Raw genomic sequence first — 13,966 nt, forward strand, 5'->3', positions numbered from 1 at the left:
TTGACGCTCTCAGCCGCGGACGCGCTTCGCCCGCGTCGCAACTGGCAGGCGATCGTCACGGTCGCCATCCTGCTGGTGGTGGGTTTCCTCGTCATCCTGCCGATGGTGTTCCTCATCGAGGAATCGCTGAATGTCGGCGATCCGATGGCGTTCCCACCCCAGGCCTACGGGCTGAAGAACTACATTGCGATCTTCGACGAGGATATCAACGTCCTCTGGAACACGCTGATCATCGCGGTGATGGCCACCATCATGGCCATCCTGATCGGCTTCACCTTGGCCTGGATCCTGACCCGCACCAACGTGCCCGGCAGCGGGATGCTCGAGCGGCTGATGGAATTGCCGTACTACATGACGCCGCTCGTTGGCGCGCTCGCCTGGGCCATCATCGCCGGCCCCAAGAGCGGCTTCATGAACCAGCTGTGGAAGGGGATCGGCGGCAGCGGCGACATCGCCGACATCTACACCCATTTCGGCATCGCCTGGGTGATGGCGCTGTTCGAGGGCACCGTGGCCTTCGTCATGATCTCGGCCTCGATGAAGTCGATGGACCCTGCGCTCGAGGAATCGGCGCGCGTCATGGGCGCCTCGAAGCTCCGCACCACGCTCACCGTCACCCTGCCGCTGGTCATGCCGGGCGTGCTCGGCGCCACGCTGTTCGTTTTCGCCGAGATGCTGGGCTCGTTCGCCGCCGCCCTGGTGATCGGCATTCCCGGCCGCATCTACGTCATCACCACGGCGATCTGGGACTCCACGCTCTCCTATCCGCCGGACTACGGCCGCGCCTCGGCGATGGGGCTCACCCTGTTCGTCGTCATGTTCGGCATGCTCACGTTCTACCGCTACATGATCGTGGGCGGCAGCTTCGCCACCATCACCGGCAAGGCGTTCCGGCCGCGGCCCATGAACATGGGCAGGCTCGCCTGGGTCCTGTTCGCGGTCTGCCTCCTCTATGTCTTCCTGGCGGTGGTCCTGCCGGTCGCGGCCCTGCTGCTGACCTCGTTCCAGCGCTTCGCCACCGTGATCCTGAGCCAGGCCCAGTTCACGTGGGCCAACTACCAGACGGCCCTGTCGCTGGGCCCGGTGCGTACCGCCATGGCCAACAGCCTGATGCTGGGCTTCGGCGTGGCGACCGTCGGCGTGCTGGTCATGGCCGTGCTGGTGTGGATCATCTATCGCTCGCAGCTCACGGGACGCGGCGCCGTCGAATACCTCGTGATGTTCCCCGGGGCCGTGCCCCGGCTGGTGTTCGGGCTGGCGCTCCTGTGGGCCTGGCTCAACATCCCGATCTCGATCTACGGCACGCTGTGGCTGCTGGCGCTTGCCTATTTCACGGTGATGCTGCCGCTCGGGGTGCGCACCCTGGCCGGCGTGGTGCTGCAGATCGACAAGAGCCTCGAGGAATGCGCCCGCGTCTGCGGCGCCGGCTGGGGCTACCAGATGCGCACCGTGACCCTGCCGCTGCTGCGGCCTGGCATCCTCGCGGCCTGGCTGCTGATCTTCATGGCCTGTGTGCGCGAGCTCGGCGTCTCGGTGTTCCTGATGGGGCCCAATGCCAAGGTGATCGCGCCGTCGATCGTCAGCGCCTTCGCCTCCAGCGGCACGGAGCTGACGGCGGCGATGGCGCTCATCCAGACCTTCACCGTCATCGTGGCGTTGGTCATCCTGTTCCGCGTGACCCGCGGCATGACAAAGGAACTTGCGTGAGCGTTACCCGTATCGAGGTGAAGGACCTCGTCATCCGCTATGGCGACACGACGGCCGTGAACGGTGTCAGCTTCACCGTCGGGCGAGGGGAGCACGTGACCCTGCTCGGCCCCTCAGGCTGCGGCAAGACCACGACGTTGCGCGCCATCGCCGGGCTGGAGCAGCCGGTGGGCGGCAGCATCTCGATCGACGGCCAGGCGATGTACGATGCCAGCCAGAAGCGCAACATCCCGACCGAGCAGCGCGGCGTCAGCATGGTTTTCCAGTCCTACGCCGTGTGGCCGCACATGACGGTGTTCGACAACGTGGCCTACGGCCTGCGCGTGCGGAAGCAGAACGCCGCCGACATCAAGGCCAATGTCGAGCGCGCGCTCGACCTGGTGCAGATGCGGCACCTTGCCGACCGCGGCGCCTCCAAGCTGTCGGGCGGCCAGCAGCAGCGCGTGGCGCTGGCCCGCGCCATCGCCTTCTCGCCGACCGTCGTGCTGTTCGACGAGCCGCTCAGCAACCTCGACGCCAAGCTGCGCGCCGAGATGCGGGTCGAACTGCGCGAGCTGCAGCGCCGCCTCGACATCACCTCGGTCTACGTCACCCACGACCAGGAGGAGGCGCTCGCCATCTCCGACCGCGTCATCGTCATGAACGTGGGCGTCATCGAGCAGATCGGCACGCCGGAGCAGATCTATAACCGCCCGCGCAGCCGCTTCGTCGCCGATTTCGTGGGCTCGGCCAACATCATCAAGGGCAAGCTTTCAGGCGACGGCCTGTTCGCGACCGACGGCGGCGTCACGCTGAAGGCGACTTCTGCGCACAAGCCGCACGGCAAGGAGAGCGAGGTCGCGGTGCGCACCGCCTATGTCGACCTCGAGCCGCGGCCCGGCGACAATCATGTGCCGGGCAAGGTGCGCCAGCGCCTGTTCCACGGCGACTTCGTGCAATACGTCATCGATAGCGCCCTGGGCGCGCTGATCGTCCGCCGCCCGCCGGTCAATCTCCTGAGCGAGGGCGCCGATGTGACGCTGTCCTTCTCCCCCGACCACTGCGTCCTTCTGGAAGCGTAGCGCGGACCTGCCTGCGCGAAGCCGGAGCGGCTTCGCTTTGGCGAAGGCAGGCCGCGGGCGTCCCGCCCGCTCATTTTATGCCGAAGCGACGAGTGACCTCGTCCCGGCCCATTCGGTCGAAGTCATCGGGTACGGTGATCTCGCCAGCACGGAATCCCAGCCGCCGTGGCGAAGATGCGTGACGCGGCTCAAGCGGCACGATCTTGGCCATCGGCTTCCCGGCCTTTGCAATCATGAAGCCTTCACCTTTTGACGCCTGTTCAACTAGGCGGGACAGGTGCCTTCTCACGTGGCGTGGTGCCGTAGCCGACTTGAAACCATTTGTTCGCCACGGCGAAGAAGCCATCGCGAGTCACTTGGTCAATGGGCGTGCGCGATTTGAAATAAGGGAGATAGTTGACTGTCGCGGGGACGAATACCTTCCCCATTTCCTCCAATAGCGCTTTGAGCAAGCCGGCATCATGAAACGGGCCGGGCTTCGCTAGTTTGCTGCCAGTCGGGCGCAGTAAAGCGAACGCCTTGGGGTTAGGATGCGCGAACGTGCTAAGCGTCCGATAGTGCTCGGCGCGCTTTTGTTCCGTGAAACCATCACGCGCGTCAAGTGCCGTTCTGATATGAACGGGTTCGAACTCGCGCCGATCTTTTTTTGGTTCTGTCTCACGCCATTTCGCGACTAGCTGCGGATCGGTGCGTAAGTAGTCAAGCAAGAACGCTGTTTCGAGAACGTCACGCAAATGACTGGCAGTGTTCTGATAATAGCCGGCGAGCAACAGTTTGAGCGCCGCGGCCCCACCGTTGAACAGGCGCAATCCCAAATGCTGAACTGTTAGCAGATCCAAATCATCTGTTAGCCAGCCCGCGGAAAAGTGCTCTAGGGCTGTCATCGACGCTTCCACCACACTAACGTGCAGGTGCAATGCTGTGTCGCTGGCGATGTGATCGAGGGTGACCATCCGGACACGCTCTTCCGCACTGTGCAGCAACAAAAAGTTCTCGGGTATCGCCATCTTGTGTCTGGTCATTTGTCATCAAGCGCCAGTTCGCAGCGTTCAATTAGACTCGGCATTGCGTCCGCTATGGAATTGTAGGCGAATTCCGTCATCGCTAACGACCCAATCAACGCTTTGGTCACTAGGACGGAGAAGCGGTCGGTCTTGCGCACTCCGCGTCGTTGTCTTGGTTGCGGCGCTTGATTGACTAAACGCGCCGGCACTACCCCAAAAATTGGGATGTGCACTCTCGCTCATTTGGTCCTATGTTTCACGAAGGCCCGAGAATCGCTTGTCCGCTCTATCGATAAATGTGAGGACATTCACAGCCTCGGGAAAGTCCGGTTGGCCTTTGTGCCCCATAAGCAAGCGCATAACGACGGCGTCCAAGTCTGGCTGGACGCCGGTGTTAACCTGTTGCTTGACTAAGGTGTCGAGATACCACAGAGCGCAGGCCGTTTCTGTCAAGCTCCGGGCCAAGACCATGGCGGCAACGACATCATCCTTTTCAAGGGCATCGTATGCACACCGCCCGAGTTCCTCAATGCGCCAAATGTAACCTTCCCGGCAGCTAAGAACCTTGAACGGGATTTTGGCATTTGTGTGCAAAGCCGCGGCTTCGACGGACGTGGGAAGCGACGACTGAATCAGTTTTAGCCGTTCGCGCGCTTCGGCAAGCTCATCTAGGTATTTCGAGTGCATCGGTTCCTCAGCCGCAAGACTAACGCGTGTAATCGACAATCCTTAGACTGGTGCCGCGGTCAGGGTGCCACGCGTCCGCTAGCGATTTGAGGCGTTGTCGTTCCGCATCGGCAAACGTCACTCGCACCGAAAGATTGGCCACCCCTTGGAACCACGTCGCGGCCAAGATGGTGTTCGCGCCGCTTTTGGTGACCAGTTCGATATCCGATGTGCCTACGTGCGGTTCGCCACCATCCGTTAGGCCAAAACCAAAATTCAAATAGAGCCCCGGATGCGCCACACTATCAAGAATTGCGCGGCGGAAAGGGGAAAGGTCGATGGCAACGTTCAAGTCCGCGATATGACAACCGAATAGTTTCGCGAAGTACAGATGGACATTGAGCATTTGACGCCGCGTATCGGGCGCAAAAACATTTGTCCCCGAGAAGCGCTGACCCGCTTTCATATATGGCAGCCGGCGCCGAAGGGCGCGGGACAGTTTGGTCCAAGCCTCGTCGTGTGGTTGCGTCCGCGTCGAGTTGCAAGAGATACAGATTGGTCCCCCCGACTTAAGCCGATCGTTCTTTAAGCTGATAATACGCTGGTTCCGCCTCGCATCATTGTGAAGATACAAGGGGTGTTCGGCGCTCACGTTGCCGAACAAGTCCTGCAAATCGGATCGCTTCACCCGGTGTTCTTTGGAAAGCGGCCCAGTGCTGTCGCAGATCCAGCACCGCTCGCGCTTGCTCATTCTCACCTCCCTGTGCCCGACTTTAGCAAACATCGTATTTGGTTGCATGCGATGACGACACACGCGTCGTTTGGGCAGAGCGCGCGGGGTGGATAAGCCGGCTACGAATGGTCCATGCTGACCCCTGTCGATGCCCGCGCCTACCTCCACACCGCCGCGTGTTACGGCCAGCCGCTTGGTGTGCGCTGCCGGTCCGGCGAACGACGTGCCTTGGTTCCGCTGGACGTGATCGGCGCCAAGTCCAGGAACATGCGCGAGTTGCGCACGCTGCCGCTCAAGTGCCGGACGTGCGGCGGGCGGGACGTCGAGCTTTGGTTGTTTGTGACCGGCGAGGTGGGGCGTGTTTGGTGCGAGGACTCTAAGACCGTTTAGCTTTCTGGCCGGCATTCCAATCCAAAAACCAGATGTCAATGCCACGAAGTGCTACATGCTTCATGGTTTCCTGCGCCAGGGAGGGAAGAAACCATTTCTGTTCGATGAACTCGATGATGTCCTTCTTGTGGGCGGCCGAATATTCACGGTTCCACGCTGCCGCGATTGCGCCGGTAAACAAGTCGGCCGCCTGTACCAAGCGATTGTCCTTAGATTCCACAAAGTGGACGAGTTTGTACGCCTCGTACGTGCGTCCGTGCTCTCGCGCATCCCGATAATTCAGCGTAATCCGGGTCACTTCGGGCGAGTAACGGGTACCTCTGTTGTCGAGGTGAACGTAGAACTCGGGCAAAGCGGCGCCACTCTTGGCGTGTATGCGGGCGAACTTGTAGAGTAGCGTGAAGGCGTACTTGGTGAAGCCGAGTTCCCGATCACCTTCGTTGTAGTCTTTGTGATTGGCCCGATGACTGTCGATCACCAGACAGTGGAAGCGAACGACTCCCGATTTCATCAACGGATGCAGCGCGTTGATAAGGGACTTGTACATCGGAACATTGTGCTTGCGGATTTTCGTCCACTTCAGTTCCGAGGTCCCACGGTAGGGTGGGCCAATGGCCTTTTCGATGGTGGCGATCACCTGTTCAGTGCGATCCGCTCGGCCGTACATCGCGCCTATGACGATGTAGCGGTGATCCGTCTGCGAGCTTTCATCGCAATGTATGTCCCAGTGCACGGGACGCGAGTAGACATTTAGCCGGCAACATTAGCAACACGGGAGCGACGGCCCCGCTTTGCCAACACACGGCGTTTGGCTACGCCCCGCCGGCTATATTGGACACTTATTTAACATGAAAACCGGCCGATCAAAAAAAAGCTTGATTCTATTGGCGCGCCCTACGGGATTCGAACCCGTGTTTCAGCCTTGAGAGGGCCACATCCGGGCTACAGAAGAGGCTGACACGCCCGCAAGGATGTATGCGCGACCTGAAAGCACTCACGGGATGTCGTGTTGCCAGGGGTGAAGTCGGAGCGCACACAGCCGCCTAGTCTCGTCTATGTTAGGCGCAGCAAACGCAGCACCTCGTTCAGAGAATCCGAAGATGTTGGGCGCTCCGCAGCCCAGGATCGCCAGCGCAAAGCCAAGCGTGTCGCAAAGCGCGGCCAAGGTGACTGTGGTCGCTGCTGAGCGTCAGCTCTACTGCAGCTACGACTGACCACTGACGGGCGTAGGCGTCTTCTTGGGCACCCACAGGTCTTTGGTTGCCGTGATCTCGATCAATTCGTTCGGAAAGGCCCGTTGCTGGAAAGCCACAAGGTCTTCGAACGAGCCGTGCAGCCACTGGTCGAGCTCGTGCGGATGGAGCAGCACCGGCATCCGGTGATGCAACGGCCGTATCGCGTCATTGGAGTCGGTCATCACACCGGAATAGACGGGGCCCCATTCGTCGCTCTCGCGCCACAGGCCTGCCCAGGCGGCGATGGGTTGGTCCTTGATCGTGACCCATGTCCTGGTCTTCCCGCCTTTCGGCCCTTCCGGCTCGGCGAAGCTCGTCAGGGGAATCAGGCAGCGCGATTGCGGCTTCTGCGCCAACGGCTTCCAGGGGAACTTGGCGATATCGGCGATGTTGTTGACGGGTTTGGGTTTGGAGCCTGGCTTCATGGTCGCGAAGCGCATCGGAAAGCCCCACACCATCGACTGCAGGATGCGCTCGCCGTCGGCTTCACGGACCACCAGTCCGGGAGCGCCGGGCAGGATGTCGTCCGGCAGGTTCGGTTCGACAGGCGGCCTTCGCGCTCGGAAGGTTTGGGCGACTTCATCCCTGGTTTTGCGCACGGTGTAGAGAGTGCACATGTCGGCTCCTCGAATCGGGCGATCCTGCGGTGTCCCCAGGCTCAAAGCAACGCGCCGTAGCGCGCGCGGGGTCGCTGCACCCACAGGTCTTTCGTGCGCTCGACTTCCATGCGATCGGCCGGGAAGGGGGGCCGGAACTGGAACTCGATCACGTCGTCGATCGAGCCTTCGAGCCATTGGTCGTATTCGTCCGGGGCAAGCATCACCGGCATGCGTGGATTGAGCGGGGCGACGGCGCTGTTGCTGTCGGTCGTCATGGCGCCGTAGACGGGTCCCCATTCCTCGCTTTTGCGACAGAATCCCGCCCAGGCGAAGATCGGCCAGTCCTTTGCCTTGAACCACGTGCGTGTCATCGAGCCGCGCTTGCCGTCCGGCTGCGCGAACGCCGCCACCGGGATGAGACAGCGGTAGCGCGGGTCCGGCGCCATCGTGCGCCACATTGGATTGGTCAGGTCGGCAATGAGGTTAACTGGCTCGTGATGCAGCAGCCCGCCGGCTCCATCCTTCTGTGGCCGCGGGAAGCCCCACGTCGCCGGCAGCATCACGCGCTGACCGACGGAGCCTCGCACGATGATGCCGGGCTCTCCGCGCTTCGTTTCGTGCGGGATGTCGAGCTTGGGCGGATCCGCAACACCGAAGTGGGCCGCCATGTCTGCGATGCTTTGAGGGGCTTCGTAGAGATTGCACATGGCTAGAGCACCTGGTCATTGGGCGCACAGCGCCAGAACCACGCGCGGTGCTCACGTTCGGCCCATTCGATGCAGACGCCGGCGTAGGTCATCGCGTCGTCGACCGAGCGATCGATCTGCTCGACCGTCTTTGCCGCCGCAGCGTGCGCCGAGTGGGAATAGGTTCCGCGGCGGCGCTCGAAGCGATAGGTCTGCACGATCTCCGACAGCGCCTTCTTGGCGCGCGCCCAGCCCAGGATGGCTTCCCGTTGCGCTGCCAGTCGCTGCCACTCGGCTTCGACTTCCGCCGGCGTAGGTGCCTGCAGGCTTTCGGGAACAAGGCGATGCAGTCCGTCGCGCAGCAGGAAGGCGGCCATGGTCGCACTCTGCTCGGGGAAGCGGAAATGGAAGTACTCGATGCCGTTGAACTTGCCGCCGCGCCACTTGGGATCGATCTCACCCGCCTTCACGAGGATGCGGCCTTTCTCCGTGTAGGTGAGGGTTCCGCGCGCGATGCGGGCGACGCGCGCCGGAAAGAGCCGCTCGACATCGGCCGAAGAGAGGTAGCCGCGAACAATGTCGTCTTCGGACGTCATCATCGGTACTCCGCCATGAACCGCTTCACGTGGCGGCGTTCGCGAAAAACGTGGGGCGTGAACTCGCGCCGTCCGCAGTGGCTGCAGATGAACGGCAGCGTGTCGACGCATCGCAAGTTGCCCTCGCGGGCGCCGATGCGGTCGTGTTCGACGAGCGCGCGATGCAGGCAGTGATTGCACGAGATGCCGAGCGGCAAGTGACTATCCCAGACGTCATGAAGATCCGCGGATGGAGACATTGGCCAGTTCTCTCTGTCCCACTCATGAGAACAAAATGAGAACAATGACCTGATGAGTCAATCCATAGGGCTTGGCGCTGTCGGGGCGGATACCCGCTGTATGTTGTCCTCAAGCGGTTCTTCCACACGTGGCACCGACCTCTCGGCATCGGCCGACAGAAGTACATTCTCATGAAGGTGCTGCCGCTTCTTCTGCTGGGCGCATGGGGCAGGCGCAAGATTCGGGAGCTGGTGTTCCGGCCCCTGGTCCTAAGACCTGCCGAAAGAACTACTGCTGCTCGCGGGACAGAGATGTCCTGCTGGACTCACGGGACAAGAAGAAGCGGTTGCAGCGAAACACTCCTCCAGACTCCGCATCGGATTTGGGCGGCGCCCAACTCGTGTGCAAGATCGCGAGCGGCTATAGAGAGGGAACCCGAGCCTGCAGTCTGTTGAACTGCCGCGACAAGAGGAGCCAATGCGCCGCATAAGATCCAGCAGACCGACGGTTACGACATTGTCATTCGATCTTGGCGTGCTTCAAGTCTTCCTGATGGTTTGCGAAAAAGGAAGTATGGGTGCCGCGGCGAAAGCACTCGGGATTACGCAGCCTGCCGTCTCGCAGGCGATCTCGGATCTCGAACGTGGGTTGGGCAAGAAGTTGTTCGAGCGATCGGTCAGGCCGCTGGCGCTCACGGCCGTCGGAGCCCTGCTGAGGCAGAAGGCGAATTTGCTCGTGGCGGAAGCGCACGAGGTTTCAGCCGCAATTGGCGATGCCGAACAGGGATATCTATTTCGGGTCAGATTGGGGCTTGCCGGCTCCGTGATGCGTGCCTTTGCACTGAGGCTTGCGGAGTTCCTGAGCACGCAGGCATCCGAGGTAGCCATCTACTCCGGATCCACGCCTTCCCATATCGAAGGCATCATCAACCGCACCGTCGATATGTCGATCAGCTGGAGTGGGATGGAGGACACCGATTGGGCCGAGCGTCACTCCATTCTGGAAGAGTCGTACATCCTGCTCTTTCCCAGTTCCTTTCCTGAGTCTCGCGAGGGCCTGGCGACGATAGCCAAGCGTCTGCCTCTCATTCGTCACAGCGCGCGCTCGCAAACCGGCAAGGATGTCGACCGGCACCTGAGGCGCATGGGCATCGACATTCCTCGATTCCTCGAGTTCGACAGCCCCATCGGAGTGACGGCCGCGGTCGCGGCCGGAATCGGATGGGCGATCACCACGCCGCTTTCCAACTTCGAGGGCGGGCTGACGCCGCTGATCAGGCCAATGAAACTCCCCGGGCCTGGCTTTACCCGCCGCCTGTACCTGTTTGCCCGGAAGAACGAGCTTGGCCGCCTGCCAAGAGCCGTGGCGAACGAAGCAAAGCAAGTCCTCAAGAGCGACATCGTCCCCCAGCTTGCCAAGTACATGCCCTGGGCGAAAGACAAGGTTCGGATAGAGCCCATACGCTGAATGCCCGTCGGCGGATATCGTAGCGAGAAGAGGGCCCGCTGCGGTGATCGGCGGGTTCGAATTGCTCCAGCACCCTTCTGCCAACGTCTTTGCCTTCCTGAAGCCTGGAAGCGGCGAGGACGCAACGCACTATCACGCCCGAGTAGAGATGCCATGGCTGGGAACGGGTCCGTCGAGCGGCGCCAGATGTCGTCCGGATCAGACGACAACATCACATCTGCTTATGTAGACGCTTCCAATCGGCCTCCAACATAGTGCTGCCGACGTGCTGCCCGATGGTCATGGGTCGGCAGGCACTCGGACTAGGAACTCCACCGGCGAGAGATTTCGCATGGCGCGCGGATTGGCTCTGTTTCTTCAGCAGGAGAAGTGAGTGATCGTATACGGCGGCGACTACGAGCACACGCTCGACGTGTCTTCCATTCGCGACGGTATCGAGTTGCGCTATCAAGTGACGCCGCGGAACGAACTGTTCGCGAAAGTCCTCGAGGCGCAAGAGTTCGACGTATGCGAGTTCTCGCTATCGAACTATATGATGATGCGCGCGCGGGGCGCGGACTGGCTTACGGCCATTCCGATCTTCCCGAGCAGGGGCTTTCGGCACAGCACGTTCCTCGTTCGAAAGGACGATAGTGCCGCACAGTTTTCCGACCTTGTCGGAAAGCGCATTGGCATTGACGATTACACCATGACTGCCGGAGTTTGGGGACGGGGGATCGTCGCCGAGTTCCACCGGCTGCATTGGTCCCAGGTCGAGTGGTTCTCGAGTCCACGACAGCGCTTCGCGCCTCCTCCAGCAGCTCGAGTCAAGATCATCGATGAAGATCTCGAAGACGCTTTGGCAGGAGGGCGCCTCGACGCCTTGCTGTTTCCACGCACTCGCGACTCGCTGCTGCCGCCTTCCGAGCGGCGCTTTCGACCGCTTCTGAAGAATTGGCGCGAGGCAGAATTGGAATACTACCGGTCGACCGGCACGTATCCGATCAGCCACACCGTGGTCATCCCGCGCGCGAAGATCTCTTCCTGCCCGTCATTGCCGGGTACCGTCATCGCAGCGTATGAGCACAGCATGACTCGCGCCAAGCAACGTCGCGTAGGTTCGACGTTCTTGCCCTGGGGCGACGACAACTGGACCGCAACGATGAAGATTTTCGGCAACGATCCCATGCCCCACGGGTCAACCGCCGCGAACCAGGCGACCGTTGCCAAGTTGCAAGACTACCTTCTGGAGCAGCAGCTGATCGGCGCGCACTTGCCCTATGCCGACCTGTTTTGGCGGGCGTGATCGGACACGCCTTCCCGAGGGGCGGTCGGTCGCACGCGATGGGTCTCCCGAAGCGACCATAAAATTTGCTTATCGAGACAATCGGATTGCGCGCCGATTAAAGTGCTTCAGCAGCCCTGAAGAGGTGGAGCAATGTTCGAGATCCGCAAGGCTTCCAAGAGCTCGGGAGCGAAATCTACTTCCCGTCGAGATGTCCTGATCGGCGGCACCGCGGCGATCGCGGCTCCCTATGTTCTCAGCACGGCCGCAAAGGCGTCGGATCGGCTCGTGCTGGTGTTCGCGGGGGGATCGACGCAGATCGCCCTTGAGGAGGCCATCGTCAAGCCCTTCACGGCGGAGACGGGAATTCCGGTGACGATCGTGAATACGATCGACATGGCGAAGCTCAAGATCCAGGTGGAATCGAAGACAACCGAATGGGATTTGTTCGACTTCGTCGGCCCGGCTCTCATGCAAGCCGGGTCTCAAGGCCTCCTCGAAAAGATCGAACCCGATGTTTTCAAGGGAACGGCCATGTTCGAGAATCCGAGTCCCTATATGGTCGGATACGGCATCTACGTCGGTGGAATCTGCTGGGATCCGGCCCGAAATCCGAAAGCGCCCCGTACCTATCCCGAGTTCTGGGACGTCAAGAAGTTTCCCGGTCGCCGCGGGCTGCGCATGCGCGCCAGCGAGACCTTGGAGTGTGCGTTGCTCGCCGACGGCGTTCCGCCAAAGGAGATCTACCCGATGGACCTCGATCGCGCATTCAGGTCTCTCGAGCGCATCAAGCCGTATGTTCGCAAGTGGGTTGAGCAGACTCAGCAGACCGTGGATTTGGTGCAGACCGGCGAACTGGACTTCTCGTACACTTACCTCAATCGGACGAAGGCGGCTCGCGATGCTGGCATCAGCATGGATTTCTCGCAGGACCAGCTCGTCGTCTATGGCTCATACTATGTCGTCCCGAAGGGCGCTCCGCACAAGAACGCAGCGATGCGGTATCTGTCGTTCTTGTTGCGCCCTGATCGGCTGGCGGATTACTGCAGGCGCGTGAGTGTGATTCCCGGCAACTTGAAGGCAAATGAATTCCTGGATGAGGCCACCAGAAAATCCCTGCCGGACGTGAACAATCCGGCCTACGTGGTTCTCAACAACGCCTGGTGGGCAGAGAACTTCGCGAAGGTCGAGCCTCGCTTCAAGGAATTCGTTCTGAGTTCGCGATAGCGGTTACCGGGCAATCCAACAAAGGGGGATAGATGACAGTCGTGGAGTTGAAGGGTGTCAGTCGAAAATACGGAAATATCGTCGCCCTCGACTGTCTCGACCTCGTCGTTGAAAAGGGGGAATTCCTGACGCTGCTCGGCCCAAGCGGTTCGGGCAAGACAACGTTGCTGAACATCATAGCGGGCATGACACCACCATCTTCGGGTCGCGTTGAGATAGATGGCCGCGACGTTACGGACATGCCCACGCGCCAACGCGGCCTGGGCATGGTCTTTCAGAATTATGCGCTGATGCCGCATATGACGGTTTTCGACAATATTGCCTTTCCGCTGCGCGTCAGGCGGGTTCGCGAACAGGAGATCCGGATCCGCGTCGCCGAGGTGCTCGACATTGTCAATCTTCGGGATCTTGGCGGTCGAAAGCCACGCGAGCTCTCCGGCGGGCAGCAACAACGGGTCGCCATAGCCCGATGTCTGGTTTACAAACCCAGCCTCATTCTGATGGACGAGCCGCTCGGTGCGCTCGACAAGAAGCTGCGGGAACAACTACAGCTCGAGATAAAGCGCCTGCATTCCGATCTCGGCGTGACGGTCGTTTACGTGACGCACGACCAGGAGGAGGCGCTCACGCTGTCCGACAGAATCTGCCTTATGAACACCGGCCGAATCGAGCAGCTTGGAACGCCGCACGAGCTGTATTTTGCGCCAGAAACGGTGTTCGGAGCCCAGTTTCTCGGGGAGTCGAACGTGTTGACCGCGACGGTTTCGGAAAGCAGCTCCGAGGAGACCGTATTGCGATGCTCGGTCGGCACGATCAGGGCGCCGACGACGAGCGTCGCAACGGGCGCCGAAGTCACCATTGTCGTCCGCCCGGAAAACATTCGCAGGTTGGCGCCGGGCGAGTGCATCGGCAACGAGCTGTCGGGCGAGCTGATCGATACAACCTTCGTCGGTGGTGTGACGAGGTACTATGTCAGGCCTGACAATGGCAGCGTCCTTGTCTTGAAGGAGTTGACCAATAGGACGGCCTGGGCGGCAGGGAGTGGGAAAGTCAGAATTGGCTGGTCGGCGGAACACACGCTGGTCATTCAGAACATTGCCGGAAGGTGAATT

The 13,966-nt window shown here is 60.9% G+C and carries 16 protein-coding genes; 7 read left to right on the forward strand and 9 right to left on the reverse strand.

All coding sequences use genetic code 11. The annotated features are described in order from the left end of the window. Together RSO01_RS13330 and RSO01_RS13335 are read left to right on the forward strand one after the other, a co-directional pair. Positions 1-1,707 carry an ABC transporter permease gene (locus RSO01_RS13330; RefSeq protein ID WP_147149588.1) on the forward strand — a complete coding sequence of 569 codons (1,707 nt, stop codon included), beginning with the start codon at positions 1-3 and terminating at the stop codon, positions 1,705-1,707. Continuing rightward, positions 1,704-2,768 (forward strand): ABC transporter ATP-binding protein, encoded by a 1,065-nt coding sequence (locus tag RSO01_RS13335; RefSeq protein ID WP_147149589.1) that lies wholly within the window; start codon positions 1,704-1,706, stop codon positions 2,766-2,768. Before RSO01_RS13330 ends, RSO01_RS13335 begins: the two co-directional genes overlap by 4 nt. A 70-nt stretch (positions 2,769-2,838) precedes the next feature. Here the strand turns inward: RSO01_RS13335 and RSO01_RS49855 are convergent, their stop codons facing one another. From RSO01_RS49855 to RSO01_RS13355, 4 genes are all read right to left on the reverse strand, one after another. Beyond that, positions 2,839-3,003: a type II toxin-antitoxin system Phd/YefM family antitoxin gene (locus RSO01_RS49855; RefSeq protein WP_373867900.1), complete on the reverse strand. Its 165-nt coding sequence runs from the start codon at positions 3,001-3,003 to the stop codon at positions 2,839-2,841. Positions 3,004-3,028: 25 nt separating this feature from the next. Then, a complete protein-coding gene (locus RSO01_RS13345; RefSeq protein ID WP_147149591.1) occupies positions 3,029-3,790 on the reverse strand; it encodes a hypothetical protein in 762 nt (253 codons plus the stop codon). A 231-nt stretch (positions 3,791-4,021) separates the two neighbouring features. Further along, the gene (locus RSO01_RS13350) at positions 4,022-4,459 is read right to left on the reverse strand and encodes a hypothetical protein (RefSeq protein ID WP_147149592.1); all 438 of its coding nucleotides are present in this window, start codon (positions 4,457-4,459) and stop codon (positions 4,022-4,024) included. A gap of 19 nt (positions 4,460-4,478) precedes the next feature. Then, positions 4,479-5,189 (reverse strand): hypothetical protein, encoded by a 711-nt coding sequence (locus tag RSO01_RS13355; protein ID WP_147149593.1) that lies wholly within the window; start codon positions 5,187-5,189, stop codon positions 4,479-4,481. A 114-nt stretch (positions 5,190-5,303) separates the two neighbouring features. Between RSO01_RS13355 and RSO01_RS13360 the strand changes: the two genes are divergently transcribed. Continuing rightward, positions 5,304-5,561 carry a hypothetical protein gene (locus RSO01_RS13360; protein ID WP_147149594.1) on the forward strand — a complete coding sequence of 86 codons (258 nt, stop codon included), beginning with the start codon at positions 5,304-5,306 and terminating at the stop codon, positions 5,559-5,561. Here RSO01_RS13360 and RSO01_RS13365 read toward each other — a convergent pair. From RSO01_RS13365 to RSO01_RS13385, 5 genes are all read right to left on the reverse strand, one after another. Continuing rightward, positions 5,548-6,294, reverse strand: coding sequence for a DUF3800 domain-containing protein (locus RSO01_RS13365; RefSeq protein WP_147149595.1), 747 nt, complete (start codon positions 6,292-6,294; stop codon positions 5,548-5,550). The genes RSO01_RS13360 and RSO01_RS13365 overlap by 14 nt on opposite strands. 471 nt (positions 6,295-6,765) lie before the next feature. Then, positions 6,766-7,497 carry an SOS response-associated peptidase gene (locus RSO01_RS13370; RefSeq protein WP_246158372.1) on the reverse strand — a complete coding sequence of 244 codons (732 nt, stop codon included), beginning with the start codon at positions 7,495-7,497 and terminating at the stop codon, positions 6,766-6,768. Next, positions 7,455-8,102: an SOS response-associated peptidase family protein gene (locus tag RSO01_RS13375; RefSeq protein WP_147149596.1), complete on the reverse strand. Its 648-nt coding sequence runs from the start codon at positions 8,100-8,102 to the stop codon at positions 7,455-7,457. Before RSO01_RS13375 ends, RSO01_RS13370 begins: the two co-directional genes overlap by 43 nt. A gap of 2 nt (positions 8,103-8,104) precedes the next feature. After that, positions 8,105-8,680, reverse strand: coding sequence for a hypothetical protein (locus tag RSO01_RS13380; RefSeq protein ID WP_147149597.1), 576 nt, complete (start codon positions 8,678-8,680; stop codon positions 8,105-8,107). Further along, positions 8,677-8,874: a hypothetical protein gene (locus RSO01_RS13385; RefSeq protein WP_147149598.1), complete on the reverse strand. Its 198-nt coding sequence runs from the start codon at positions 8,872-8,874 to the stop codon at positions 8,677-8,679. The genes RSO01_RS13380 and RSO01_RS13385 overlap by 4 nt, the downstream gene beginning before the upstream one ends. A gap of 538 nt (positions 8,875-9,412) precedes the next feature. On the opposite strand from RSO01_RS13385, the gene RSO01_RS13390 reads away from it, so the two are divergent. From RSO01_RS13390 to RSO01_RS13410, 4 genes are all read left to right on the forward strand, one after another. Further along, entirely contained in the window at positions 9,413-10,363 is a 951-nt protein-coding gene (locus RSO01_RS13390; protein ID WP_170303036.1) for a LysR family transcriptional regulator, read from the forward strand. 373 nt (positions 10,364-10,736) lie between these two features. Further along, on the forward strand, positions 10,737-11,648 hold the full coding sequence (locus RSO01_RS13400; RefSeq protein ID WP_147149600.1) for a substrate-binding domain-containing protein: 912 nt from the start codon (positions 10,737-10,739) through the stop codon (positions 11,646-11,648). Positions 11,649-11,780: 132 nt separating this feature from the next. Continuing rightward, complete coding sequence (locus RSO01_RS13405) at positions 11,781-12,854, forward strand: ABC transporter substrate-binding protein (RefSeq protein WP_147149601.1); 1,074 nt, start codon at positions 11,781-11,783, stop codon at positions 12,852-12,854. A gap of 32 nt (positions 12,855-12,886) precedes the next feature. Continuing rightward, positions 12,887-13,963 carry an ABC transporter ATP-binding protein gene (locus RSO01_RS13410; protein ID WP_147149602.1) on the forward strand — a complete coding sequence of 359 codons (1,077 nt, stop codon included), beginning with the start codon at positions 12,887-12,889 and terminating at the stop codon, positions 13,961-13,963. The last annotated feature ends 3 nt before the right edge of the window (positions 13,964-13,966 follow it).

It is taken from the genome of Reyranella soli (genome assembly GCF_007992495.1).
Taxonomy (GTDB): Bacteria; Pseudomonadota; Alphaproteobacteria; order Reyranellales; family Reyranellaceae; genus Reyranella; species Reyranella soli.

Excerpts from the sequence above, each read along its gene's own strand:
- RSO01_RS49855 (WP_373867900.1), bottom strand. The coding sequence starts at position 3,003 with ATGATTGCAAAGGCCGGGAAGCCGATGGCCAAGATCGTGCCGCTTGAG.
- RSO01_RS13345 (WP_147149591.1), bottom strand. The coding sequence starts at position 3,790 with ATGACCAGACACAAGATGGCGATACCCGAGAACTTTTTGTTGCTGCAC.
- RSO01_RS13350 (WP_147149592.1), bottom strand. The coding sequence starts at position 4,459 with ATGCACTCGAAATACCTAGATGAGCTTGCCGAAGCGCGCGAACGGCTA.
- RSO01_RS13355 (WP_147149593.1), bottom strand. The coding sequence starts at position 5,189 with ATGAGCAAGCGCGAGCGGTGCTGGATCTGCGACAGCACTGGGCCGCTT.
- RSO01_RS13360 (WP_147149594.1), top strand. The coding sequence starts at position 5,304 with ATGCTGACCCCTGTCGATGCCCGCGCCTACCTCCACACCGCCGCGTGT.
- RSO01_RS13375 (WP_147149596.1), bottom strand. The coding sequence starts at position 8,102 with ATGTGCAATCTCTACGAAGCCCCTCAAAGCATCGCAGACATGGCGGCC.
- RSO01_RS13380 (WP_147149597.1), bottom strand. The coding sequence starts at position 8,680 with ATGATGACGTCCGAAGACGACATTGTTCGCGGCTACCTCTCTTCGGCC.
- RSO01_RS13405 (WP_147149601.1), top strand. The coding sequence starts at position 11,781 with ATGTTCGAGATCCGCAAGGCTTCCAAGAGCTCGGGAGCGAAATCTACT.
- RSO01_RS13410 (WP_147149602.1), top strand. The coding sequence starts at position 12,887 with ATGACAGTCGTGGAGTTGAAGGGTGTCAGTCGAAAATACGGAAATATC.